Consider the following 22,195-nt stretch of genomic DNA (forward strand, 5'->3'; position numbering starts at 1 on the left):
AAGCAGAAGACGGCATACGAGATCAGCTCCAGTGACTGGAGTTCAGACGTGTGCTCTTCCGATCTCACAAGCGCAATCCGGTGGCCGCGATGGTCGCGCTCGCCGCGGCCCAGCGGGCGCCGCAGCGGGTCGCCGCGCTGCTGGCGGCCATGCCGCAGGAACACGAACGCGCGCTCGGCGCCTGGCAGGCGGAGCTGGCCGAATGGCCGCAGCTGCTGCTGTCGGCCCACGGCGCGGTGCGCGCGCTGGCGCAGGCGGTACCGGGGCTGCAGGTCGACGCCGCCCGAATGCGGGCCAACCTCGACACGCTGCGGGCACAACTGCCGGCTGAAGCCGCCGCCGAATGGTTCGACCCGGCGCTCGCCCTGCATGCCAGCGCCTTGGCGCGCGCGCAGGTCGAGCGGCTGCGGGCGGTGCTCGCCTGAACGGCACATCCACAACAAATACCCAGGAGACCTCCATGAGCGACAGGCCGACCCCCGATCCGGCGCACCAAGCCGATTACGACGCCGGCATCCGCAACCGGCGCCGCATCCTGGGCGATGCCTGGGTCGACCGCGCGCAGGCCAACGTGCACGCCTACAACGCCGAATTCCAGCACCTGATCAGCCGCTATGCCTGGAACGAGATCTGGGGCCGGTCGGCGCTCGGCGACAAGACCCGGCGCTTCATGGTGCTGTCGATGATGCTGGGCACCCACGCCTACGAGGAATTCGCGATGCACGTGCGCGCCGCGCTCGACGGCCCGGACAATTCCCGCCTGACGCCCGACGAGATCAAGGAAGTGATCCTGCAGGCCGCGATCTACTGCGGCGTGCCGGTCGCCAACCATGCGTTCGGCCTGTTCACCGCCATCCTGCGCGAGAAGAACCTGCTGCCGCCGGCGGCAACATCCGTCCCCGCCCCCGCCCCCGCGTCCGCGCCCACGTCCGCCTGAGGTCGTCCCGATGACTGTTGTGTCTCCTCTTCATCGCCAGCGGCAGGGCTCCGGCCCGGTCGTCGTCCTGAGCCATGCGCTGGGGCTGGATCTCCACATGTGGGATGCGGTGGCCGACGCGCTCGCCGCCGACTGGACGGTCCTGCGCTACGACCACCGCGGCCACGGCCGCTCGCCGGCAGGACCGGGCCGCTTCACCGTCGAGGACCTGGCCGACGACGCCGCAGCGCTGATCCGCGAAGAGACCGGCGGCGATCCGGTGCATTTCGTCGGCCTGTCGATGGGCGGCATGACCGCGCAGGCGCTGGCAGTGCGTGCGCCGGAACTGCTGCGCAGCATCGTCGTCGCGCACTCGTCCGCCCACTATCCCGATCGCGCGCTGTGGCAGACGCGGGTCGAGAAGGTCCGCGCCGAGGGCGTCGCCGCCATCGCCGACGGTGCGGTCGAACGCTGGCTGAGCCCCGGCTTCCGGGCCACGCCCGCAGGCGACGACGCTGCGCGCGCCCTGCACACAACCTTGGTCGCCACGCCGGCCGAAAGCTATGCCGCAGCCTGCGAGGCGGTGGCGAGCATCGATTTTCGCAAGAGCAACCGGCGGATCGCCGTACCCGCCCTGGTCGTCGCCGGACGCCAGGATCTGGCAACACCGCCCGCGATGTCGCGCCAGATCGCCGATGCGATTCCCGGTGCCCGTCTGGCCGAGATCGACGCCGCCCACATCGGTGCGGTCGAGCGCCACGCCGAACTCGCCGCCCTCATCCACGATTTCCTGCGCAGCCTGCCATGACCGCCAAGACCGTCCTCGTCCTCAACGGCCCGAACCTCAACCTGCTCGGCACGCGCGAGCCGAGCGTCTACGGCGCCGAAACCCTCGACGACGTGCGCCGCCGCTGCGAGAAGGCGTGCGCGGAACATGGCTTCGCGCTCGATTTCCGGCAGAGCAACCACGAGGGTGTGCTGGTCGACTGGATCCAGGAGGCCGGCCGTGCCGAGGCGGCGGGCACGCTGGCGGGGGTGGTGTTCAATGCTGCGGCCTACACCCACACCAGCGTGGCGCTGCGCGATGCGGTGAAAGGGGCGGGGGTGACGGTGATCGAGCTGCACATCTCGAACACCCATGCGCGGGAGGAGTTCCGGCACCACTCGTACCTTTCGGCTGTGGCGCGCGGGGTGATTCTGGGGCTGGGGACGGCGGGGTATGGGTTGGCGATTGCGGCGTTGGCGGACGTCGCAAATCCTGTATGAGAAAGTTGGTCTGCCATCGATAGGCTTGCGCCTGTCAAATGCTCGTCAACGCAGTCGGAAAGTGGAAACCTTGAAGACCCAATGTGCGCAGCAGACCGCGAAAATCCTGTACGGCGCTTTTGGGTGCCAAATGTTTTTCTTCAAAAAAATGAGCGTTCCCCTCATCTCGGGGTGACCAGTGCCATAAAGGCTCAACCCATTCGCCTCGCGCATGAATTTGTGCGGCATTGAATATGGCGGGAGAAATCGGTTGGTGATTGACGATCCTCTGACGGGGAACGCGTGGCCTCTCGAGAGCGCTCAGGATCGTAGTGCGGATGGGCTGGGTGATATTCAACTCGTGAGGAGCATCTTTAACGATAAAGTATTGCGTCAGCAGGATTGCTTTTGCCTCGGTTGGATATTTACGAAATGACTCGACGGCGAAATAAAAGATGATTTCATTCGGAGTCCACTGATTGACCAGGTGAATTGCGAATGATTTGAGCGCTGTGGGATTCGCAAGCAACGCATTCACCTTCGCGTCATGATTGTCGTCCGGATAATTGACCTGGATCGTGGCAGTTTGATAAGTTGGAGCGGGCGGAGGTACGTGTATAGGACGCTTGAATGCGCGCGATAAGAAATTCATACGGTGGCTCCGATCGTGCGAGGCTTGCTTGATGCAGCGGATAACGTTTGATCCGGAACATAGCCGAATTTTCGAGCGAACAAACGAGTGAGCTGGACAGAACTGCGCATCCCGTACCTCTTGGCCAAGGTATCCGACGTTAAAACATCGCGAGTGGTCGTAATCTGCGCATGCACCGCGTCGAGTCTTCGGTCCCGGATGTAATGCACTAGCCCGCCTTTGGGCGAGAAATGTCGGTACAGAGCAGACCGTGACAGGCCAAGATCCGCACAGAGGCTGGCAGGCGAAAGCGCCGGATCAGACAGGTTCTGCTCGATGTGCCACCACACCCGGTGCCACCAGAAGCGCCGGGTAGGCCGCCAACCGCCCGCGCTTGCGCGATGCTGCAGGCTGCGGACGCATTCGGCGACCAGTTCGCAGGTCTCGCGCTGGACTTGGGCGCAGTCGGATGTAGAGACGTGCTGCCGATAGCCCTGCAGTGCCAGCGCGTGGTCGGCCAGCAGCCGGGCTGCCGGTCCGCGCAGGCGCGTGCCATGCAATGGCGTTGCTGGAAAGGCGGCCTTCGGTATCCGCAGGCTCAGCTTGCGTGTCAGGAGTCCGATCTGGGGTACATCCGTGCGCCCGGACTGCCGATCCGCGAGCAGATCGGACGGCGGCTCGGGCGACCCGAGGCCCAGATCGGCGATGACCCAGCTGCCGTCACCCTGTACAGTGAATTCGAGCAATTCTGAGGAAATGGCCGTGGAGATTGCAGTCGGCAGATCGCCACCACTCGAGACGCGGACGTTCATGAGAATCCTGAGGAAGCGGCGTTGCTGCAGACCGCCGCGGGACTGGAATCGTAGGACGCGGCCCACGCCGCTGTTTATCCGGCCGTCCCGAGGGTCTTGATTCAGCGTCCGGCGAGCCGAGTTGGTGACTGGGGTCAGGCCGCCTGCAGCCCCCGCACCCACTCCGCATACTCCTCAGACGACTCCGCCGGCATCGGATGCCCGTGCCGAAGATCGTGCGCCGCCAGCGACACGGCCCGCACATCGGTCGGCGTCGCGCCGAAGGCCGCGCGGAAGGCCCGGCTGAAATGCGATTCGCTGGAGAAACCCACCCGCAGCGCGATCTCGGCGATGCGCAGGCGGCGGTTGGCGGGGTTGGTCAGGGCCAGGAAGGCGCGCTGCAGCCGGCGCTGCTGGATGTATTTGGCGACGCCGCCGAGCGGCTCGAACAGTTCGTAGAGCAGGGTGCGCGAGATACCGAAAGCCTGTGCCAGCGAGGCCGGCGACAGCTCGGTGCCCAGGTGGCGGCCGATGTACTGCTGTACCCGCTCCAGCGTCACGCCCTGCAGGCCGGCCCGGGCTTCGGCCAGGGTGCGGGTGCCGGGCCGCACGCAGGCGGCGATCATCTGGGTGGTGGCCTGGGCGACCGCGGGGGCATGGCTCAGCGGAACGCCGGGCAGGCGGCGGTGCAGCGAATGCAGGTGGTCGGCGAGCAGGTCGGCGAACACGTTGCCCGCCGGCAGCACCGAGCCGTGCAGGTCGGTCGCGCCCGGGATCGCCTGGTCCAGCAGCTCGCGGGGCAGCAGCAACGACATCACATCGGACGGCCGGGCCCAGGTATGGAGCGTGCGGGTCAGATCGAAGACGACGATGTCGCCCGCCTGGACCTCGATCTCGCGGCCGTCGGCCTGGCCGACGAAGCCGCCGGAGCGGTACCACTGCACCAGATAGTGATCGAGCGAATCGCGGGCAACGCGTGGGCGCGAGCGGGAGAACTGCTGCGCGCCGAAGTCGATGTTGCCGATGATCAGGCTGCCGAGGTGCGTACCGTCCACCGTCGCGCTGAAGTCGCTCAGGTCCTGGCGCGCGACCGGCGCCACGTCGAACACCACCGAGATGCTGCGGCGCCACTCTTCGAAGCGCTCTTCGCCCTCCGCGAGGCGGGTCTGGAACAGCGTGTGGGGAAGGGCGTCCTGGTGGGGCATGCGGGCCGGATTGTTCCAGTTTTCCGACCCGCGGTCAGACTTCGGCGGCGTGGGCGTCAGGCCAGCGCGGGGCCGGCCGGTCCGGCCGGGATCGCGGCGGGCGCTTCCTCGTCCGCGCGGATGCTGGTGTCCGGCCGCTCGTAGGTGCCGATCAGCATGCCGCTGGCGATGCCGCGGGCCTTGATCGCGTCCAGGACCTCGTCGCGGCCCGGCGTGTCGGAAAAAGTTTCGCCGGGGCCGAGCGCGAAGACCTGGAATGCGTAGCGGTGCACGCCGTGCCCGGGCGGCGGGTCGGGCGGCAGCCACTCGGCCTGCAGGTAGGAATTGCGGCCGGTGTGGGGCGCCGCCGGCGGATCTTCGTTGGCGGGGCTTTCCAGTGCGCCCTCGCGCAGTTCGCCTTCGCCCGCGGGCAGGTCGACCACGATCGCATGCACCAGGGGCTTCGGCGTGGGCGCATCGGCGTCCTCCACGATCAGCACGACCGACGCCGCACCGGCCGGAACGCCGGTCCACTGCAGCGGCGGCGACAGGCCTTCGCCGTCGGCGGTGTAGGGCACCGGGATCTGCGCATGGTCGGCGAAGGACAGGCTGCTGACGGTGATCGCGGCCGTGCCCTGGCGCAGGTCCACGCGGTTGAAGGCCAGGGTGTCGAGTCCGGCGCGCTGGTTGCGCAGCGCATGGCCCAGGACGTCGGGCAGTTTCTCGAGCATGGGACGGTTCTCCGGTGGGATGGATGCGATGGCGGCAGTCTGCCGGCCCGCAAGATCGTGGAGGTTTCGGCTTGTGACGTCGTGTAGATCTATGAAGGGAATCGGTGGTTTGCGCAGCTGGGGAGTGCGCAGTCAGCTATCAAAATAAGAGCAATCTAAGGTGTGATGCGTGGACGGCGAAGCGGGCGGCCGGGGGGCTATCCACGGCCGGAATGGGGGATGCCTCCGCGGTCGTGACGGCAGATCTCACGCAGCGTCTCGTCAGCGGCAGCCGCCCACCCCGGCACCGCCTTCCACCCAACCGCCTCAGCGCCACCACGGGTTTTCCCCCAACCCGACCGATTGCAGGTAGTACGGCGCGGGACTATTATCGACCGAACGGTAGGTAAATTCTGAACGCTTCGACAGGAATCCCGATGCCCCCGACCACGGTGACGGTCGCCGACGACGCAGGCGTGCGCACGCTGACGCTCGATCGTCCGGCCGCCCTCAACAGTTTCGACGCTGGCCTGCACGCCGACCTGCTGCAGGCGCTCGACGCGGCTGCCGACGACGCATCGGTGCGCTGCGTCGTGCTCGCCGGTGCCGGGCGTGCGTTCTGTGCCGGCCAGGACCTGTCCGAGCCCGACGCCGCGCCGGGCCAGGACCTCGGCGCCCTGATCGAGCGGCGCTACGCCTCGCTGGTGCGGCGGCTGCGGTCGATGCCGGTGCCGGTCATGGCCGCGGTGCACGGCGTCGCCGCCGGCGCGGGCGCGAGCCTGGCCCTCAACTGCGACATCGTGGTCGCCGCGCGGTCGGCCAGCTTTATCCAGGCGTTCTCCAGGATCGGCCTGGTGCCCGACACCGCCGCCACCTGGCTGCTGCCGCAGTCGGTGGGCCGGGCGCGCGCACTCGGATTGGCGTTGCTCGGCGACCGGCTGCCGGCGGCCGAGGCGGAGCGCATCGGCCTGATCTGGCAGTGCGTGGACGATACCGAGCTGGCCGCCACCGTCCGGGCGCTGGCCGCGCGGCTGGCGGCGATGCCGTCGCGGGCGCTGGTCGCCACCCGGCGTGCCATCGACGCGGCGCTCGCCGCCGACACCGAGGCCGCTCTGCGCCACGAGACCGATGCGCAGCGCGCACTCGGCCATGCCGCCGATTTCCGCGAAGGCGTGGCCGCCTTCGCTGACAAGCGCCCGCCGGTCTTCGGCGACCGCTGATTACCGCCCCCGCCGCCCCCGCCGCTTCGCCCGCAGGAGACGACCATGCCGACCCGCCACCCCGCAGCCGACACGCTCGACCCGATCGAGCGGGCGAGCCGCGACGAGATCGAGGCGCTGCAGCTGCAGCGGCTGCGCGCCACGCTGGCGCATGCCTATGCCGCGGTGCCGCACTACCGCGCCGCCTTCGATGCCCGTGGCGTGCATCCGGACGATTTGCGCAGCCTGTCCGACCTGGCGCGGTTCCCGTTCACCGGCAAGGCCGATCTGCGGCAGAACTACCCGTTCGGCATGTTCGCGGTGCCGCGGGAGAAGGTGGCGCGCATCCATGCGTCATCGGGCACGACCGGCAAGCCGACGGTGGTGGGCTACACGCTGCAGGACATCGACCACTGGGCCAACCTCGTGGCCCGGTCGATCCGTGCGGCCGGCGGCCGGCCCGGCGATCTGGTGCACGTCGCCTACGGCTACGGCCTGTTCACCGGCGGCCTGGGCGCGCACTACGGCGCCGAGCGGGCGGGCTGCACCGTGATCCCAATGTCCGGCGGCCAGACCGAGAAGCAGGTCCAGCTGATCCGCGACTTCCGGCCCGACATCATCATGGTGACGCCCAGCTACATGCAGGTGATCGTCGAGGAGTTCGCGCGCCAGGGGCTGGACGCAGCCGAGAGCTCGCTGCAGGTCGGCATCTTCGGCGCCGAGCCCTGGACCGAGGCGATGCGCCGCGAGATCGAGCGCAGCGCGGGCTTGGACGCGGTGGACATCTACGGCCTGTCGGAAGTGATGGGTCCGGGCGTGGCCAGCGAATGCATCGAGTCGAAGGACGGCCCGGTGGTCTGGGAGGACCACTTCTATCCAGAGATCGTCGATTCCGACACCGGCGAGGTGCTGCCGGACGGCGCTGAGGGCGAGCTGGTCTTCACCTCGCTCACCAAGGAGGCGATGCCGATCGTGCGCTACCGCACCCGCGACCTGACGCGGCTGCTGCCGCCGACCTCGCGGTCCTTCCGCCGCATGGGCAAGATCGTCGGCCGCAGCGACGACATGCTGATCGTGCGGGGAGTGAACGTCTTCCCCACGCAGGTCGAGGAGATCGTGCTGGCCCACCCCAAGCTGTCGGGCCAGTACCAGCTGCACCTGAAGCGCGACGGCCTGCTCGACGAGGTCGAGGTGCGCTGCGAACTGCAGGCCGGCGCCGGCGCGGGCGAGGCCGAGCAGGCCGAGATCGCGCAGTGGGTGCAGCAGCGCATCAAGACGCTGGTGGGCATCAGCACCCGCACGCTGGTGCTGCAGCCCGAATCGATCGAACGCACCCTGACCGGCAAGGCCCGGCGGGTGGTGGACCAGCGGCCGAAAGCCTGAACCCAGGAGCACACGCCATGTACACGCAGGCGATGGACACGATGACCCCGGCCGACGCCCGCCCGCCGTTGCGGGATGCCGCCGGACTGGACCAGGAGCAACGCTTCGAGGCGCGCATCAACGCCGGCGAATTCATCGAGGCCAAGGACTGGATGCCCGATCACTACCGCCGGACGCTGGTGCGGCAGATCAGCCAGCATGCGCATTCCGAGATCGTCGGCATGCTGCCCGAGGGCAACTGGATCAGCCGAGCCCCGACCCTCAAGCGCAAGACCATCCTGCTCGCCAAGGTGCAGGACGAGGGCGGCCACGGCCTGTACCTGTACGCCGCCGCCGAGACGCTCGGCACCAGCCGCGACCAGATGCTGGAGGCCCTGCACAGCGGGCGCGCCAAGTACAGCTCGATCTTCAACTACCCGACGCTCACCTGGGCCGACATGGGCACGATCGGCTGGCTGGTCGACGGCGCGGCGATCATGAACCAGGTGCCGATCTGCCGCTGCTCCTACGCGCCCTACGCCCGCGCGATAGTCCGCATCTGCCGGGAGGAGAGCTTCCACCAGCGCCAGGGCTACGAGTCGCTGCTGACGATGATGCAGCACGGCACCGACGCGCAGCGCGCGATGGTGCAGGACGCGGTGAACCGCTGGTGGTGGCCGTCGATCATGATGTTCGGCCCGCCCGACGACCAGTCGCCCAACTCGGCGCAGTCGATGCGCTGGGGCATCAAGCGCTTTAGCAACGACGAGCTGCGGCAGAAGTTCGTCGATGCGGCGTTCGAGCAGGCCCGCATCCTCGGCGTGACGCTGCCCGACCCCGACCTGCGCTGGAACGAGGAGCGGCAGGCGCACGATTTCGGCGCGATCGACTGGAGCGAGTTCTGGCGGGTGATCCAGGGCGACGGCCCCTGCAACCAGGAACGGCTGGCCGCCCGGGTCGATGCCTGGGAGGAGGGCGCCTGGGTGCGCGAAGCAGCGCTGGCCCATGCGCGCAAACGGGCGGTGGCCGATGCGGCCGCCTGAAGGAGACACGCCGATGACCGATTCCGCCCGCCCCGCCACCGCCGCCGACCCAGCCGCCGGTCCTGCAGCCGAATGGCCGCTCTGGGAGGTCTTCGTGCGCAGCCGCGCCGGCCTTGACCACAAACACTGCGGCAGCCTGCATGCGGCCGACGCCCGCATGGCGCTGCAGCTGGCCCGCGACGTCTACACCCGGCGCCAGGAAGGCTGCAGTGTCTGGGTGGTGAAGAGCGACCAGATCGTCGCGAGCGACCCGGCCGACAAGGCGATGCTGTTCGACCCGATGGAAGACAAGGTCTACCGCCATCCGACCTTCTACGCGCTGCCGGCGGCTGTGGACCACATGTGAGCGCCGCCGCCATGCAAGCCTCGATCCGACTCGACGCCACGCCGCCTGTGGACTATCTGCTGCGGCTGGGCGACAGCTGCCTGGTGCTCGGCCAGCGGCTGGCCGAATGGTGCGGCCATGCGCCGGTGCTGGAGGAAGACATCGCGCTGGCCAACATGGCGCTCGACCTGATCGGCCAGTCGCGGGCGCTGCTCACCCTGGCCGGTCAGCGGGAAGGCGAGGGCCGCGGCCGCGCCTACGACGAGGACCAACTAGCCTTCCTGCGCGAGGAGCGCGACTACCGCAACGTCACCCTGGTCGAACTGCCGCGCGGCGACTTCGCGTTCACCGTGCTGCGCAACGCGATGGTCGCGACCTGGCTGCGGCTGCTGTGGGAGGGGCTCGCGGAATCGTCCGACGTCGAGCTGGCGGCGATCGCCGGCAAGGCGGTGAAGGAGGCCCGCTACCACGCCGAGCATGCCGGCGACTGGGTGGTGCGCCTGGGCGACGGCACCGCCGAATCGCACCGCCGTGCGGCGGCGGCCCTGGCCCGGGTGTGGCGTTACGTGCCCGAGCTGTTCGAGGACGACGCGGTGGATGCCGCCGCCGCGGCGAGCGGCCTGGGCCCGCGCGCCTCCGAGATCGAACCGGCGTGGCGCGCGGAAATCGGCGCGCTGCTGCAGGAGGCGACGCTGGCGGTCCCGGCGGACAGCGCGTTCCGCAGCCACGGCAAGCGCGGCGTGCACACCGAGCACATGGGGTACCTGCTGGCGGAGATGCAGCACCTGCAGCGCAGCTATCCCGGAGGCGTGTGGTGATGGCCGTGGCCACGCAGGCCGACCGCGTCGCCGCGGCCTGGGCGGTGCTCGCCGACGTGCCGGACCCCGAGGTGCCGGCGGTGTCGATCCGCGACCTGGGCATCGTGCGGGCGGTGCACCCGCAGGCCGACGGCGACGGACTGGACATCGTCCTGACGCCGACCTACAGCGGCTGCCCCGCCACCGAGGCGATCGCCGACAGCGTGCGCGCCGCCATCGACGCCGCCGGGCTGGGCCCGGCCCGGGTGCGATTGCAGCGTGCGCCGGCGTGGAGCAGCGACTGGATCAGCCCCGCCGGCCGCGACAAGCTGCGGGCCTACGGCATCGCGCCGCCGCAGCACCTGGCCGCGGGCGAGGTGCCGGTCCGCTTCGTGCGCCGCACCGCGACGCCGGTGCCGTGTCCGCATTGCGGCAGCGTGCACACCGAACGGCTGTCCGCCTTCGGTTCCACCGCCTGCAAGGCGCTGCACCGCTGCCTGGACTGTCGCGAGCCGTTCGAATACTTCAAGCCGATCTGACCGGACCGCCGCCGCACGGCACCGCCACGCCCCCGATGAGCAGCCTTTTCCATCCTTTGCGCGTCAGCCGCATCGACAACGACACGCCGGACGCGCGGATCGTCGCCTTCGAGGTGCCGGATGCCCTGCGCGAGACCTTCGCCTTCACGCCGGGCCAGTACCTCACGGTGCGCCAGACGGTCGGCGGTGCCGACCTGCGCCGGTCCTACTCGATCTGCTCCGGCGCGGACGACGGCGATCTGCGCATCGGGGTGCGCCGGGTGCCCGGCGGGGTCTTCTCCAGCTGGATGCACGAGGGCCTGCGGGTCGGCGACACGGTGCCGGTGATGGCACCGCAAGGGCGCTTTTCGCCACCGGTCGCGCCGCAGGTCCGGCGCCACCACGTGGGCATCGCCGGCGGCAGCGGCATCACGCCGATCCTGTCGATCCTGCGCACGGTGCTGGCGCGCGAGCCGCTGTCGCGCTTCACGCTGCTCTATGCCAACCGGACGCTGCAGTCCACCATGTTCCGGGAGGAACTGGAGGACCTGAAGAACCGCTACATGGGCCGGCTCGCGCTGCACCTGGTCTTCTCGCGCGAGGAGACCGAGGTGCCGCTGCACAGCGGCCGGCTGGATGCGGACAAACTCGGGCAGTTCCTGGCGGGACCGCTGCCTGCGCGCGACATCGACCGGGCGTACGTCTGCGGCCCGTTCGCGATGAACGACGGGGCCGAGGCGGCGCTGCGGGCCGCCGGCGTGTCGGCCGACCGCATCCACGTCGAGCGGTTCGGCGTGGCGACCGACGCGGCCGCCACTGCGCAGGTGTCGCCGGCCGCGGCGCACGACGGCGACGCCGAACAGGCCCGTATCGTGGTGCTGCGCGACGGCCTGCGCCGCGAGATCGACTTCCGCCGCGACCAGCCGAGCATCCTCGACAGCGCGACTGCCGCTGGACTGGAGATGCCGTTTTCCTGCACGTCGGGCGTCTGCGGCACCTGCCGCTGCAAGGTGCTCGACGGCGCGGTCCGCATGGAGCGCAACTTCGCGCTGCAGCCGGCCGAGGTCGCGGCAGGCTTCGTGCTGGCCTGCCAGGCCCATCCGCTCACGCCGCGGGTGGTGCTGTCTTTCGACGAGCGCTGATCCGCGCCGCCGCGACACCCTTACCATCACGCCCCGCATGGCCCGTGGACGCGCACCCAACTACGACCTCCAGCGCGAGACGATCGTCGCACGCGCGGCCGAGCTGTTCGCGCTGCGCGGCTATCCCGGCACCTCGATGAACGAGGTCGCGCAGGCCTGCGGTGTCTCCAAGCCGACGCTCTACCACTACTACCGCGACAAGTACGCGATGCTGGTCGCGATCGCCGAGGGCCATGTGCGCCGGCTGCATGCGCTGATCGGCGAACTCGACGCGCGTGCGCTGCCGCCGGACGACCACCTGCGCGAACTGATCCGCCGCTTCGTCGAGGAATACGCGAGCGCCCAGCACGCCCACCGGGTGCTGACCGAGGACGTGCGTTTCCTGGAGGGCGAGGACCGCGAAAGGGTGCTCGCGTTCGAGCGCGACGTGGTCGCCGGCGTGGCGAGAGCCGTGGCGGCGCTGCGGCCCGACCTGGCCGCGGCCCGCATGGACAAGCCGCTCAGCATGCTGCTGTTCGGCATGATCAACTGGATGTTTACCTGGATGAAGCCGGACGGTGTTCTGGACTACGATGCCATGGCTCCGATCGTCGCGGACCTGTTCCTCGGCGGCCTGCCGGCGGTCCGTCCGCCCTGACGCCTCCGCGACCGCATCCTGTCCCTGTTTTCCTCTGCATTCCCCGAACGAAGGAGACTTTCCATGCACATGCCCCAGTGGATCCTCGGCGCCGTGATGGCTGCCATCGCCGGCACGGCGCTTGCCGACATCAACGTCGGCGTCACGGTGTCGGCCACCGGCCCGGCCGCCTCGCTCGGCATCCCCGAGAAGAACACCGTCGCCCTGATGCCCAAGACCATCGGCGGCCAGAAGGTCAACTACATCGTGCTGGACGATGCGAGCGACACGACCGGCGCGGTCAACAACGCCCGCAAGCTGATCGCCGAAAGCAAGGTGGACGTGGTGCTCGGCTCGACCGTCACCCCGGCGTCGCTCGCGATGATCGACGTGGTGTCCGAGGCCAAGGTGCCGATGATCTCGATGGCCGCCTCGGCGCGGATCGTCGAACCGATGGACGACAAGCGCAAGTGGGTCTTCAAGACGCCGCAGAACGACATCATGATGTCGCTCGCGATCGCCGAGCACATGGCGCAGGCGGGCGTGAAGACGGTCGGCTTCATCGGCTTCTCCGACGCCTACGGCGAAGGCTGGTTCCAGGAATTCACCAAGGCCGCCGACCTGAAGAAGATCAGGATCGTCGCCAACGAGCGCTTCGGCCGCACCGACACCTCGGTCACCGGCCAGGCGCTGAAGATCATGTCGGCCCGTCCCGACGCGGTGCTGGTCGCCGGCTCGGGCACGCCGGCCGCGCTGCCGCAGAAGACGCTCAAGGAGCGCGGCTACGCCGGCAAGTTCTACCAGACCCACGGCGTGGCCAACGCGGACTTCCTGCGCGTCGGCGGCAAGGACGTGGAGGGCACCTTCCTGCCGGCCGGCCCGGTGCTGGTGGCCGAACAGCTACCGGCCTCCAATCCGGTGAAGGCCTCCGCCATCGCCTACGTGCGCGCCTACGAGGCGGCCAACGGCAAGGGCACGGTCTCGACCTTCGGCGCCCATGCCTGGGATGCGGGCGCGCTGATGGCCGCCGCGGTGCCGGTGGCGCTCAAGAAGGCCCAGCCGGGCACGCCCGAGTTCCGTGCCGCGCTGCGCGACGCGCTGGAGCAGTCCAAGGACGTGGCCGGTGCCCACGGCATCTTCAACATGTCGCCGACCGACCACCTGGGCCTCGACCAGCGTGCCCGCGTGATGGTGAAGATCGAGAACGGCGGCTGGAAGTACCAGCCCTGATCCGGCACGCCCGATGAACAGGGGCGGCGGGGCCGCCCCTCTTTTTTGGACCACGAGGCGGGCCCGCCCACCGGCCCTGACGGAAAGCACATGGATTCACAGATCGCCCTGATGCTGGGGCAGGACGGCATCGTCAACGGCGCCGTCTACGGACTGATGGCGCTGGCGCTGGTGCTGGTGTTCTCGGTGACGCGGGTGATCTTCATCCCGCAGGGCGAGTTCGTGGCGTTCGGCGCCCTGTCGATGGCCGCCCTCGGGGCCGGCCGGCTGCCCGGCACGCTGGCGTTGCTGGTCGTGCTGGCGGCGATGGTGCTGGTGGTCGAGGCAGTGCGCGCACGGCGCGGCCAGCCGGTGGAATGGCGGGCTACCCTCTTTTGGACGGTGGCGCTGCCGGCCGTCGCCGGCCTGCTGGTCTGGGCCCGACCGGCGTCGATGGCGCTGCAGACGCTCGCGGTGCTGGCGCTCATCACGCCGCTCGGGCCGCTGCTGTACCGGCTCGCCTACCGGCCCCTGGCCGGCGCGTCGGTGCTGATCCTGCTGATCGTGTCGGTGGCGATGCACGGCGTGCTGGTCGGCCTGGGGCTGGTGTTCTTCGGTGCCGAGGGCTCGCGCACGCCGGCCTTCTCGGAAGCCCGCTTCGACATCGGCGGCCTGGCGGTCAGCGGCCAGTCGGTGGTGGTCGTCGGCACGGTGGTCGCGCTGGTGGTGGCGATGTTCGTGTTCTTCGAGCGGTCGATCATCGGCAAGGCGCTGCGCGCCACCGCGATGAACCGCGTCGGGGCGCGGCTGATGGGCATCCCGACCGAACTGGCGGGCGACCTGAGCTTCGCGCTGTCGGCGCTGATTGGCGCGGTGTCGGGCCTGCTGATCGCACCGCTGACCACGGTGTACTACGACACCGGCTTCCTGATCGGGCTCAAGGGCTTCGTCGCGGCGATCGTCGGCGGGCTGTCGAGCTATCCGCTGGCGCTGGCCGGCGCGCTAATCGTCGGTCAGCTTGAATCGTTCTCTTCATTCTGGGCGAGCGCCTTCAAGGAGGTGCTGGTCTTCACGCTGATCGTGCCGGTGCTGCTCTGGCGCTCGATGCGCAGCCACCACGTGGAGGACGAGGAATGACGCGCCGCCACCTCACGCTCGCCTTCGTGGCGGCCCTGGCGCTGGCCTGGGGTTTCCTGCCGGATTTCACCGTCGTGGTGGTCACCTACATCGGCCTGTACGCGCTGGTCGCGGTCGGGCTGGTGCTGCTGACCGGCGTGGCCGGCATGACCAGCTTCGGCCAGGCGGCGTTCGTCGGCCTGGGGGCGTATGCGACCGCCTGGGTCTGCACCTCGCCGGCCGTGGCCGGCCTGTTCGGTCCGACCTGGGGTCCGTGGGCGGGACTGGTGCTGGGGCTGGTGCTGACCGGCGCGGTCGCCTGGGTGCTGGGCGTGATCACGCTGCGGCTGTCGGGCCACTACCTGCCGCTCGCGACCATCGCCTGGGGCCTGAGCCTGTACTACCTCTTCGGCAACCTGCAGGTCGTGGGCGGCCAGACCGGCCTGACCGGCATCCCGCCGCTGGTGGTGGCCGGCCAGTCCTTCGCCTCTCCGCGGGCGCTGGGCGTGCTGGTGTGGGTGCTGCTGCTGCTGGCGCTCTGGGCGCTGCACAACCTGCTGGATTCGCGCGAGGGCCGGGCCATCCGCTCGTTGAAGAACAGCCGGGTGATGGCCGAGTCGATGGGCGTGGACACCGCGCGGCACCGGATCAAGGTGTTCGTGCTGGCTGCGCTGCTGGCGGCGCTGTCGGGCTGGCTCTATGCGCACATGCAGCGCTTCGTGAACCCGTCGCCGTTCAACCTCAACATCGGCATCGAATACCTGTTCATGGCGGTGGTCGGGGGCTCCGGCCACCTGTGGGGCGCGGTGCTGGGTGCGGCGGTCATCACGCTGCTGAAGGAGCAGCTGCAGGACTGGCTGCCGCGGCTGCTCGGCAGCAGCGGCAATTTCGAGGTGATCGTCTTCGGCCTCTTGATGGTGGTGGTGCTGCAGCGCTTCGCCGAAGGGCTGTGGCCGACGCTCGCCCGGTGGACCGGCCGCTGGCTGCGGCCGGATGCCGCGCCGCGCCGCGCCGATGCCGCCGCGCTGCCGCAGCGGAGCCTGCCGGCCGCCGGTACGCCGCTGCTGGCCGCCCACGACGTGACACGCCGCTTCGGCGGCCTGGTCGCCAACAATGCGGTTACGATGGACGTGCGGGCCGGCGAGGTGCATGCGCTGATCGGCCCCAACGGCGCGGGCAAGAGCACTTTCTTCAACATGATCTCGGGCGTGGACAACCCCACCAGCGGCACCGTGCGGCTGATGGACGAGCCGATGGAGCGGCGCTCGGCGCGGCATTTTGCGCAACGCGGCCTGGGCCGGACCTTCCAGCACGTGCGGCTGCTCGGCCAGCGCAGCGTGCTGGAGAACGTCGCGGTCGGCGCCCACCTGCGGGGCCGGCGCGGCTGGATCGCGTCGATGCTGCGGCTCGACCGTGCGGAAGAGGCCGCGCTGCTGGACGAGGCGCGCCGGCAGATCGTGCGCTGCGGCCTGGGCGGACTGGAAGACCGGCCCGCTGCGTCGCTGGCGCTTGGCCAGCAGCGCATCGTCGAGATCGCGCGCGCGCTCGCCGGGCAGCCGGCGGTGCTGCTGCTCGACGAGCCGGCCGCCGGCCTGCGCCACCGCGAGAAGCAGACGCTGGCGGAACTGCTCGGCCAGCTGCGGGCCGAGGGCCTGGGCATCCTGGTGGTGGAGCACGACATGGAGTTCGTCATGCAGCTCGCCGACCGGATCACCGTGCTGGAGTTCGGCACCGTGATCGCTGCCGGTCCGCCTGCGGCGATCCAGTCCGATCCCCGGGTGCTGGAGGCCTACCTGGGCGTGGCCGACGACGATGCCGGCATGCCGCCCGCCGCGACCCCCACACCGACCGGAGCGACCGCATGACGCCGCTGATGCAACTGCAGGATTTCAGCGTGTCCTACGGCAGCGTCGAGGCGCTGCACCAGGTCGCGCTCATGATCGGCGAAGGCGAGATCGTCACCGTGATCGGGCCGAACGGCGCCGGCAAGACGACGCTGCTGTCTGCGGCGATGGGCCTGCTGCCGTCGCAGGGCCGGCTGGTGCTGGGCGGCACCGACATGCGGCGGCCGACGGTCGAGGCGATGGTCGCGGCCGGGGTGGCGCTGGTGCCCGAGCGGCGCGAGCTCTTCGCCGAGATGTCGGTGGAGGACAACCTGCTGCTCGGCGGCTTCTCGCGCTGGCGGCGTGGCGACCGGACCCAGCGCGCACGGATGGACGAGGTGTTCGCGATCTTCCCGCGTCTGCGCGAGCGGCGTGGCCAGATGGCGGCGACGCTTTCGGGAGGCGAGCGGCAGATGCTCGCGATCGGGCGGGCGCTGATGGCCAAACCGCGCCTGCTGATGCTCGACGAGCCGTCGCTCGGCCTGGCGCCGCTGATCGTGCGCGAGGTGCTGAACACGGTCGCCAGCCTGCGGGCGCTCGGCGTGTCGGTGCTGCTGGTGGAGCAGAACGCCCGCGCGGCCTTGCAGATCGCCGACCGCGCCTACGTGCTGGAAATGGGGGCCGTCGCCCTGACCGGCGAGGCCCGCGCGCTGATGCACGACCGCCGCATCATCGACACCTACCTGGGCCTGGGCCGCAAGGCGGACTGAGCGTCGGCCGTCGGCCGGCGGAGCCGCCCGCGTCGTCAGCGGCAGACGATGGTGGCCGGCTGCGTCTCGGGGAACGACATCCGCAGGGTGTTGCCCTGGGGGCAGCGGTAGGTCAGGTCCAGCATCTTGGACTGGTTGGGTGCCGGGTCGCCGCACAGTTGGTTGCTGACTTCGAAACTCGATTCGCCGCGCTGGTCGACGAACGCCTGCACGGCACCGCGCGCGTCGCACACGCGGTTGCCGCGCCCGTAGCGCGCTTCCAGGATCTCGATCCGCGGGCCCTGGCCCCAGCCGCCGGGGTAGCCGCCCGGATACCCGCCGGGGTAGGGGGGCGGATAGCCGCCCGGCGCCGGATAGCCGCCGCGCTGGGCTGCCTGCTGTCCTGCCCGAAAGCCGTCGTCGTAGCCGCGCCGGTATTCGGCGCTCTGCGCGAAGGCAGTGGCCGAGGCCAGGCAGAGCAGGGCGGCGGCAGCGGTGCGCGCGACGCGGGAGGTGCGGAGGCGGGAACGGACGGGCATCGTGGCTCCTGGTGGTGGTACGTCAGCTTATGACGTCCGCCGGCAGCGTCGCAACGAAAGGCAAACGGCGGCCGATCGTCGCGCCGGTTCAACCGGCCATCAACCGCTGCAGCAGGTCCGCCGCACTGGTCGCGCCGTATTTGCGCATCAACCGAGCCCGGTAGAACTCTACGGTGCGGGGGCTGAGGCCGAGTGCGCGGGCGATTTCTTTGGAGGTGCGCCCGCCCGAGGTAAGGTGCGCCGCCACCTCGCGCTCTCGCGGCGTGAGTTCCGCCCGTACCGAACGCTGGGCGCTCAGGTCCTCGAAACTCCAGATGCCCGCGGCATGCGGCCGGCCGCGGTCGAAGGCCCGGCCGGTCACATGGCACCAGAACGGCTCGCCGCGCAGGCGGCCGTCCACGCGCCGCATCACCCGGTCGTCGGCATAGCGGCCGGCGGCGTTCATCACCGGGGCGATGCGGGCGCCGGCCCGCTCGTATTCGTCGGCGCTCGGATACAGGATGCGGAACGACTGGCCGACCAGTTGCTCGCGCGTCGCGCCGAACATCTCGCAGAGCGCCCGGTTGCAGTCGACGATCGTCCGCTCGCGAGAGATCGCGAGGCCGAGCGGTGCGAGTTCGAACGCCAGGCGGTAGTCGGTCTCGAAGGCGGCGACGGCGGGGCTGCGGGTTTCCACTCAGGCGCTTCTACGTAATCGGATGCGTAGTATCGTACGCAGCGTTTCCCCTCTCAGGAGCGCGATGTGAACAAGGTATATCCCGATGCCGAGACGGCCCTGTCCGGTGTGGTGCAGGACGGCCAGCTGCTGGCCGTCGGCGGTTTCGGCCTCTGCGGCATTCCCGAGGCGCTGATCGAGGCGCTGAAGGACAGCGGCAAGAAGGACCTGACCGTCATTTCCAACAATGCCGGCGTCGACGGCTTCGGCCTCGGCAAGCTGCTGGAAACGCGGCAGATCAGGAAGATGATCTCCAGCTACGTGGGCGAGAACAAGGAGTTCGAGCGCCAGTACCTGGCCGGCGAACTGGAACTGGAATTCACGCCGCAGGGCACGCTCGCCGAGAAGCTGCGCGCCGGCGGCGCGGGCATCCCGGCCTTCTTCACCAAGACCGGCGTCGGCACCCAGGTGGCCGAGGGCAAGGAACTGCGCGAATTCGACGGCGAGACCTATGTGATGGAGCGCTCGCTGGTGCCCGACGTGGCGCTGGTGAAGGCCGACGTGGCCGACAAGTCGGGCAACCTGCGGTTCCGCCTGACCGCCCGCAACTTCAATCCGGCCGCTGCGATGGCCGGCAAGGTCTGCATCGTCGAGGTGGAACGCCTGGTCGAGACCGGCGAGATCGCACCGGACGACATCCACCTGCCGGGCATCTACGTGCACCGGATCGTCGTCAACCCGAACCCCGAGAAGCGGATCGAGAAACGCACGCTGTCCGCGGTGGCCCCGGCCGACGTGGTCGCTGCCAAGGTCGAGGCGCAGGCCGTGATCGCACAGGCCGCTGCGGCGGCCGAAGCCGAAGTGCCGGTGCCGAAGGTCGACGTACCGTCCCAGACCACCAAACCCGAAGGAGCCTGACATGCCCTGGACCCAAGACCAGATGGCGGCCCGTGCCGCGCAAGAACTGGAAGACGGCTTCTACGTGAACCTGGGCATCGGCATCCCGACGCTCGTCGCCAATTTCACCGGCGATAAGGAAGTCTGGCTGCAGAGCGAGAACGGCATGCTCGGCATCGGCGCGTTCCCGACCGAGGAAACGGTGGACCCCGACCTGATCAACGCCGGCAAGCAGACGGTGACGACGATCCCCGGCTCGTCGATCTTCGGCAGCCACGAGAGTTTCGCGATGATCCGCGGCGGCAAGATCAACCTGTCCATCCTGGGGGCGATGCAGGTCAGCGAAAAGGGCGACCTGGCCAACTGGATGATCCCCGGCAAGATGGTCAAGGGCATGGGCGGTGCCATGGACTTGGTGGCCGGCGTGAAGCGGGTGATCGTGCTGATGGAGCACGTGGCCCGCAAGAAGGACGGCACCGAGGACCTGAAGATCCTGCCCCAGTGCACACTGCCGCTGACCGGCGTCGGCGTGGTGGACCGGATCATCACCGACCTGGCGGTGCTCGATGTGACCGAGGACGGCCTGAAGGTGGTCGAACTGGCGCCGGGCGTGGACTTCGACGCGCTGCAGGCCAAGACGGGCGTGCCGCTGCTGCGCTGAACGACGGATAAGCATCGACACGGGCCGGCACCGCGCCGGCCCGGTTGCTCGGGACCCGGTCAGCTCAACCGCGGTATCCCGCACCCATCGCGTCGCGGATCTTGCGGTCGGTCTTGTACTGGCTCAGGGCGTACACCGCCCAGATGGCCGCCGGCAGCCAGCCGATCAGCGTGATCTGCAGGATCAGGCAGATGATTCCGGCGAACGGGCGGCCGATCGTGAAGAAGGTCAGCCAGGGAAGAATCAGGGCGATCAGCAGGCGCATGGGAGTCGGTGCTAGGCGGTGAGGGTGGATCGGGATGGCGGCCGGCGCATCAGTCCGCCATCGCGGGCTGGACGCCGTGGGCGGCCAGCAGCGCGCGCAGCCGCCGGATTTCCTGGCTCATGTCCAGTATCAGCGCAGCGGCATCGAGCCCGGCGCCGAAATCGCGCTCCAGCCGGCGCGCCTCCAGAGCCTGCTGCAGGTCGCGGCTCTGAAAACGCCAGGTCTCGTGCGGCTGCGATGCCGGCGCGTGGACGATGCCGGCCTCGCCGAGCTGGGCGACCCATTCCAGATGGGTACCGCAAGCATGAGCCAGTTCCTCGGCGGTCAGGGTGCCGGCCTGGTCCAGCAGCATGGACGAGGTGACGGTGAACCGGGCGGTCACGGCGGAGGTGGTGGTGCGTGCCATGGGTCACTCCTTCAGATGGCGGCGAGGATCGAACGATGCCGCAGCATCGGCCAGCTGGCGGTAGGCCGAACGCACCGCCTCGCTGTCGGCGGGCGGGAGAACGATCTGCAGCAGCAGGTACAGGTGGCCGACCGGATCGCCGGCGAAGCCGCGGTTTTTCAGCCGCAGCTTCATGCCGGCGCGGCTGTTCGGCGGCACGGTCACTTCGACGCGCGCGCCGCCGGGTGTCGGCACCTCGATCTGCGCGCCGAGCGCGGCTTCGCTGGGCGTGACCGGCAGGTCCATGTAGATGTCGCGACCCTCGACCCGGTAGCGGGCATGCGGTGCGATGCGCACTTCCAGGAACAGGTCGCCCGGCGGGCCGCCGCCGTGGCCCGGCAATCCCTGGCCGGCCAGACGGATGAATTGGCCGGGCCGCACGCCGGGCGGAATCTTCACCGCCAGGGTCCGCGTCTCCCACGCGGGCGTGCCGTCCGGCCCGGTCGTGAGCGCGCGCAGCGTCAGTTCGCGTTCGCCGCCGGCCAGGGCGTCCTCGACTGCGATCTCGATGGCGGCATGCTGGTCCTCGCCGCGGCTGCGCACGTTCTGGCGGGCGGTGCCGCGGCGCTCGGCCGCGCCGAACACCGATGAGAAGAAGTCGCTGAAATAGGCCTCGTCGGCCGGGCCGCGCGGGCCGGCCCGGTGGAATTCGAATCCTTCGTCCCAGCCGGGCGGCGGCGCGAATCCGCCGCTGCCCGGGTTGCCGGCCCCTGGTGACCGTGCCGCACCGCGGGCGACCTGGTCGGCCAAGCTGTCGTAGGCGGCGCGCTTGTCCTTGTCGCGCAGCACGTCGTAGGCCTCGTTGATGTCCCGCATCCTCGTTTCGGCGTCGGCTTCCTGGCTGACGTCCGGGTGGTATTTGCGGGCGAGCTTGCGGTAGGCCTTGCGCACTGCATCCTCGTCGGCCTGGCGGTCGATGCCGAGGGCAGCGTAGTAGTCCTTGAAGTCCATGGCACGGTTCGGGGTCGTGGGGTGTCCCGCAGAATGTGCGGCTGTCCGCCGTCGCCGCTGTGAGGTTTTGTGCCATGACCGATCCTGTCCTGCCGTCTTCGCCCGTCGCGCCGGCGGAGGCCCTCGCCGGCCTGCTGTACGACGCGGGCCTGCCGCCCGACATCGCCCGACGGGCGACGCTGACCGGTGCGGAGCCGGCACTGCCGTCGTCCTTCGCAGTCGGCACCGCGGCGCAGGCGACGATCGCGGCAGCGGCGCTCGCCGCCGACGCGGTGGGCGACGTGCGCGGCCAGGCGCCGCAGCCGGTGGCGGTGGACATGCGCCATGCGGCGCTCGAATGCACCGGCTGGTTCAGCCTGGACGGACAGGCCCCGGATCTGTGGGATACGTTCTCGGGGCTGTACCG

At 69.8% G+C, this 22,195-nt stretch carries 26 protein-coding genes and 2 pseudogenes; 19 read left to right on the forward strand and 9 right to left on the reverse strand.

The features are described 5' to 3' along the window. Nucleotides 1–65 precede the first annotated feature (65 nt). The 4 genes and pseudogenes from QZ500_RS12100 to aroQ all read left to right on the forward strand — a co-directional run. Nucleotides 66–425, forward strand: a pseudogene (locus QZ500_RS12100) (3-carboxy-cis,cis-muconate cycloisomerase); the annotation flags it as partial. Between the two features lie 35 nt (nt 426–460). Continuing rightward, the gene (locus tag QZ500_RS12105; protein ID WP_295855637.1) at nt 461–937 is read left to right on the forward strand and encodes a carboxymuconolactone decarboxylase family protein; all 477 of its coding nucleotides are present in this window, start codon (nt 461–463) and stop codon (nt 935–937) included. 19 nt (nt 938–956) lie between these two features. Then, nucleotides 957–1,724 carry a 3-oxoadipate enol-lactonase gene (pcaD, locus tag QZ500_RS12110; RefSeq protein WP_295855676.1) on the forward strand — a complete coding sequence of 256 codons (768 nt, stop codon included), beginning with the start codon at nt 957–959 and terminating at the stop codon, nt 1,722–1,724. Further along, nucleotides 1,721–2,182 (forward strand): type II 3-dehydroquinate dehydratase, encoded by a 462-nt coding sequence (aroQ, locus tag QZ500_RS12115; RefSeq protein WP_295855638.1) that lies wholly within the window; start codon nt 1,721–1,723, stop codon nt 2,180–2,182. Before pcaD ends, aroQ begins: the two co-directional genes overlap by 4 nt. Before the next feature lie 34 nt (nt 2,183–2,216). Here the strand turns inward: aroQ and QZ500_RS12120 are convergent, their stop codons facing one another. The 4 genes from QZ500_RS12120 to QZ500_RS12135 all read right to left on the reverse strand — a co-directional run bounded on the left by QZ500_RS12120 (nt 2,217) and on the right by QZ500_RS12135 (nt 5,498). Further along, nucleotides 2,217–2,813, reverse strand: a complete 597-nt coding sequence (locus QZ500_RS12120; RefSeq protein WP_295855639.1) for a hypothetical protein — start codon at nt 2,811–2,813, stop codon at nt 2,217–2,219. Further along, nucleotides 2,810–3,604, reverse strand: a complete 795-nt coding sequence (locus QZ500_RS12125) for a helix-turn-helix domain-containing protein (protein WP_295855640.1) — start codon at nt 3,602–3,604, stop codon at nt 2,810–2,812. Before QZ500_RS12125 ends, QZ500_RS12120 begins: the two co-directional genes overlap by 4 nt. Before the next feature lie 134 nt (nt 3,605–3,738). Continuing rightward, on the reverse strand, nt 3,739–4,788 hold the full coding sequence (locus QZ500_RS12130) for a helix-turn-helix domain-containing protein (protein WP_295855642.1): 1,050 nt from the start codon (nt 4,786–4,788) through the stop codon (nt 3,739–3,741). Between the two features lie 56 nt (nt 4,789–4,844). Beyond that, on the reverse strand, nt 4,845–5,498 hold the full coding sequence (locus QZ500_RS12135) for a YbhB/YbcL family Raf kinase inhibitor-like protein (RefSeq protein WP_295855644.1): 654 nt from the start codon (nt 5,496–5,498) through the stop codon (nt 4,845–4,847). A gap of 416 nt (nt 5,499–5,914) precedes the next feature. On the opposite strand from QZ500_RS12135, the gene QZ500_RS12140 reads away from it, so the two are divergent. From QZ500_RS12140 to QZ500_RS12195, 12 genes are all read left to right on the forward strand, one after another. Continuing rightward, entirely contained in the window at nt 5,915–6,697 is a 783-nt protein-coding gene (locus tag QZ500_RS12140; RefSeq protein WP_295855646.1) for an enoyl-CoA hydratase-related protein, read from the forward strand. Between the two features lie 45 nt (nt 6,698–6,742). Continuing rightward, a complete protein-coding gene (gene paaK / locus QZ500_RS12145; protein WP_295855647.1) occupies nt 6,743–8,059 on the forward strand; it encodes a phenylacetate--CoA ligase PaaK in 1,317 nt (438 codons plus the stop codon). Nucleotides 8,060–8,076: 17 nt separating this feature from the next. Further along, nucleotides 8,077–9,081: a 1,2-phenylacetyl-CoA epoxidase subunit PaaA gene (paaA, locus tag QZ500_RS12150; RefSeq protein WP_295855648.1), complete on the forward strand. Its 1,005-nt coding sequence runs from the start codon at nt 8,077–8,079 to the stop codon at nt 9,079–9,081. Nucleotides 9,082–9,094: 13 nt separating this feature from the next. Beyond that, complete coding sequence (gene paaB, locus QZ500_RS12155; protein ID WP_295855649.1) at nt 9,095–9,427, forward strand: 1,2-phenylacetyl-CoA epoxidase subunit PaaB; 333 nt, start codon at nt 9,095–9,097, stop codon at nt 9,425–9,427. A gap of 11 nt (nt 9,428–9,438) precedes the next feature. Then, nucleotides 9,439–10,224: a 1,2-phenylacetyl-CoA epoxidase subunit PaaC gene (gene paaC, locus QZ500_RS12160; RefSeq protein ID WP_295855650.1), complete on the forward strand. Its 786-nt coding sequence runs from the start codon at nt 9,439–9,441 to the stop codon at nt 10,222–10,224. Beyond that, a complete protein-coding gene (gene paaD / locus QZ500_RS12165; RefSeq protein ID WP_295855651.1) occupies nt 10,224–10,742 on the forward strand; it encodes a 1,2-phenylacetyl-CoA epoxidase subunit PaaD in 519 nt (172 codons plus the stop codon). The genes paaC and paaD overlap by 1 nt, the downstream gene beginning before the upstream one ends. Nucleotides 10,743–10,777: 35 nt before the next feature. Then, nucleotides 10,778–11,863, forward strand: coding sequence for a 1,2-phenylacetyl-CoA epoxidase subunit PaaE (gene paaE, locus QZ500_RS12170; RefSeq protein ID WP_295855653.1), 1,086 nt, complete (start codon nt 10,778–10,780; stop codon nt 11,861–11,863). Nucleotides 11,864–11,900: 37 nt separating this feature from the next. Beyond that, nucleotides 11,901–12,500: a TetR/AcrR family transcriptional regulator gene (locus tag QZ500_RS12175; RefSeq protein WP_295855654.1), complete on the forward strand. Its 600-nt coding sequence runs from the start codon at nt 11,901–11,903 to the stop codon at nt 12,498–12,500. A 63-nt stretch (nt 12,501–12,563) separates the two neighbouring features. Further along, entirely contained in the window at nt 12,564–13,709 is a 1,146-nt protein-coding gene (locus tag QZ500_RS12180) for an ABC transporter substrate-binding protein (protein ID WP_295855656.1), read from the forward strand. Nucleotides 13,710–13,799: 90 nt separating this feature from the next. After that, a complete protein-coding gene (locus tag QZ500_RS12185) occupies nt 13,800–14,825 on the forward strand; it encodes a branched-chain amino acid ABC transporter permease (RefSeq protein ID WP_295855657.1) in 1,026 nt (341 codons plus the stop codon). Further along, complete coding sequence (locus QZ500_RS12190; RefSeq protein WP_295855659.1) at nt 14,822–16,669, forward strand: branched-chain amino acid ABC transporter ATP-binding protein/permease; 1,848 nt, start codon at nt 14,822–14,824, stop codon at nt 16,667–16,669. Before QZ500_RS12185 ends, QZ500_RS12190 begins: the two co-directional genes overlap by 4 nt. Then, nucleotides 16,666–17,397, forward strand: a complete 732-nt coding sequence (locus QZ500_RS12195; protein WP_295855661.1) for an ABC transporter ATP-binding protein — start codon at nt 16,666–16,668, stop codon at nt 17,395–17,397. The genes QZ500_RS12190 and QZ500_RS12195 overlap by 4 nt, the downstream gene beginning before the upstream one ends. A gap of 35 nt (nt 17,398–17,432) precedes the next feature. Here QZ500_RS12195 and QZ500_RS12200 read toward each other — a convergent pair whose 3' ends face one another. Then, nucleotides 17,433–17,915 carry a hypothetical protein gene (locus tag QZ500_RS12200; RefSeq protein ID WP_295855663.1) on the reverse strand — a complete coding sequence of 161 codons (483 nt, stop codon included), beginning with the start codon at nt 17,913–17,915 and terminating at the stop codon, nt 17,433–17,435. 88 nt (nt 17,916–18,003) lie between these two features. After that, nucleotides 18,004–18,591 carry a PAS and helix-turn-helix domain-containing protein gene (locus tag QZ500_RS12205; protein ID WP_295855665.1) on the reverse strand — a complete coding sequence of 196 codons (588 nt, stop codon included), beginning with the start codon at nt 18,589–18,591 and terminating at the stop codon, nt 18,004–18,006. Between the two features lie 66 nt (nt 18,592–18,657). Between QZ500_RS12205 and QZ500_RS12210 the strand changes: the two genes are divergently transcribed. Further along, entirely contained in the window at nt 18,658–19,488 is an 831-nt protein-coding gene (locus tag QZ500_RS12210) for a CoA transferase subunit A (protein WP_295855667.1), read from the forward strand. 1 nt (nt 19,489) lies between these two features. Beyond that, complete coding sequence (locus QZ500_RS12215; protein ID WP_295855669.1) at nt 19,490–20,128, forward strand: 3-oxoacid CoA-transferase subunit B; 639 nt, start codon at nt 19,490–19,492, stop codon at nt 20,126–20,128. A 64-nt stretch (nt 20,129–20,192) separates the two neighbouring features. Here QZ500_RS12215 and QZ500_RS12220 read toward each other — a convergent pair whose 3' ends face one another. From QZ500_RS12220 to QZ500_RS12230, 3 genes are read right to left on the reverse strand one after another with little or no spacing between them, the layout of a single operon-like run. Next, a complete protein-coding gene (locus QZ500_RS12220; RefSeq protein WP_295855671.1) occupies nt 20,193–20,393 on the reverse strand; it encodes a YqaE/Pmp3 family membrane protein in 201 nt (66 codons plus the stop codon). Nucleotides 20,394–20,442: 49 nt separating this feature from the next. After that, nucleotides 20,443–20,799, reverse strand: coding sequence for a chaperone modulator CbpM (locus tag QZ500_RS12225; RefSeq protein ID WP_295855672.1), 357 nt, complete (start codon nt 20,797–20,799; stop codon nt 20,443–20,445). A 3-nt stretch (nt 20,800–20,802) separates the two neighbouring features. Beyond that, nucleotides 20,803–21,789: a DnaJ C-terminal domain-containing protein gene (locus QZ500_RS12230; RefSeq protein ID WP_295855675.1), complete on the reverse strand. Its 987-nt coding sequence runs from the start codon at nt 21,787–21,789 to the stop codon at nt 20,803–20,805. A gap of 74 nt (nt 21,790–21,863) precedes the next feature. On the opposite strand from QZ500_RS12230, the pseudogene QZ500_RS12235 reads away from it, so the two are divergent. After that, nucleotides 21,864–22,195, forward strand: a pseudogene (locus QZ500_RS12235) (CoA transferase); the annotation flags it as partial.

Source organism: uncultured Xylophilus sp. (assembly GCA_913776965.1).
In the GTDB taxonomy this organism is placed as follows: Bacteria; Pseudomonadota; Gammaproteobacteria; order Burkholderiales; family Burkholderiaceae_C; genus Xylophilus.

What these genes read in the sequence shown, in the direction of transcription:
- QZ500_RS12105 (WP_295855637.1), top strand. Translation starts at nt 461, where the DNA reads ATGAGCGACAGGCCGACCCCCGATCCGGCGCACCAAGCCGATTACGAC.
- aroQ (WP_295855638.1), top strand. Translation starts at nt 1,721, where the DNA reads ATGACCGCCAAGACCGTCCTCGTCCTCAACGGCCCGAACCTCAACCTG.
- QZ500_RS12120 (WP_295855639.1), bottom strand. Translation starts at nt 2,813, where the DNA reads ATGAATTTCTTATCGCGCGCATTCAAGCGTCCTATACACGTACCTCCG.
- QZ500_RS12125 (WP_295855640.1), bottom strand. Translation starts at nt 3,604, where the DNA reads ATGAACGTCCGCGTCTCGAGTGGTGGCGATCTGCCGACTGCAATCTCC.
- QZ500_RS12130 (WP_295855642.1), bottom strand. Translation starts at nt 4,788, where the DNA reads ATGCCCCACCAGGACGCCCTTCCCCACACGCTGTTCCAGACCCGCCTC.
- QZ500_RS12135 (WP_295855644.1), bottom strand. Translation starts at nt 5,498, where the DNA reads ATGCTCGAGAAACTGCCCGACGTCCTGGGCCATGCGCTGCGCAACCAG.
- QZ500_RS12140 (WP_295855646.1), top strand. Translation starts at nt 5,915, where the DNA reads ATGCCCCCGACCACGGTGACGGTCGCCGACGACGCAGGCGTGCGCACG.
- paaK (WP_295855647.1), top strand. Translation starts at nt 6,743, where the DNA reads ATGCCGACCCGCCACCCCGCAGCCGACACGCTCGACCCGATCGAGCGG.
- paaA (WP_295855648.1), top strand. Translation starts at nt 8,077, where the DNA reads ATGTACACGCAGGCGATGGACACGATGACCCCGGCCGACGCCCGCCCG.
- paaB (WP_295855649.1), top strand. Translation starts at nt 9,095, where the DNA reads ATGACCGATTCCGCCCGCCCCGCCACCGCCGCCGACCCAGCCGCCGGT.
- paaC (WP_295855650.1), top strand. Translation starts at nt 9,439, where the DNA reads ATGCAAGCCTCGATCCGACTCGACGCCACGCCGCCTGTGGACTATCTG.
- paaD (WP_295855651.1), top strand. Translation starts at nt 10,224, where the DNA reads ATGGCCGTGGCCACGCAGGCCGACCGCGTCGCCGCGGCCTGGGCGGTG.
- paaE (WP_295855653.1), top strand. Translation starts at nt 10,778, where the DNA reads ATGAGCAGCCTTTTCCATCCTTTGCGCGTCAGCCGCATCGACAACGAC.
- QZ500_RS12175 (WP_295855654.1), top strand. Translation starts at nt 11,901, where the DNA reads ATGGCCCGTGGACGCGCACCCAACTACGACCTCCAGCGCGAGACGATC.
- QZ500_RS12180 (WP_295855656.1), top strand. Translation starts at nt 12,564, where the DNA reads ATGCACATGCCCCAGTGGATCCTCGGCGCCGTGATGGCTGCCATCGCC.
- QZ500_RS12185 (WP_295855657.1), top strand. Translation starts at nt 13,800, where the DNA reads ATGGATTCACAGATCGCCCTGATGCTGGGGCAGGACGGCATCGTCAAC.
- QZ500_RS12190 (WP_295855659.1), top strand. Translation starts at nt 14,822, where the DNA reads ATGACGCGCCGCCACCTCACGCTCGCCTTCGTGGCGGCCCTGGCGCTG.
- QZ500_RS12195 (WP_295855661.1), top strand. Translation starts at nt 16,666, where the DNA reads ATGACGCCGCTGATGCAACTGCAGGATTTCAGCGTGTCCTACGGCAGC.
- QZ500_RS12200 (WP_295855663.1), bottom strand. Translation starts at nt 17,915, where the DNA reads ATGCCCGTCCGTTCCCGCCTCCGCACCTCCCGCGTCGCGCGCACCGCT.
- QZ500_RS12215 (WP_295855669.1), top strand. Translation starts at nt 19,490, where the DNA reads ATGCCCTGGACCCAAGACCAGATGGCGGCCCGTGCCGCGCAAGAACTG.
- QZ500_RS12220 (WP_295855671.1), bottom strand. Translation starts at nt 20,393, where the DNA reads ATGCGCCTGCTGATCGCCCTGATTCTTCCCTGGCTGACCTTCTTCACG.
- QZ500_RS12225 (WP_295855672.1), bottom strand. Translation starts at nt 20,799, where the DNA reads ATGGCACGCACCACCACCTCCGCCGTGACCGCCCGGTTCACCGTCACC.
- QZ500_RS12230 (WP_295855675.1), bottom strand. Translation starts at nt 21,789, where the DNA reads ATGGACTTCAAGGACTACTACGCTGCCCTCGGCATCGACCGCCAGGCC.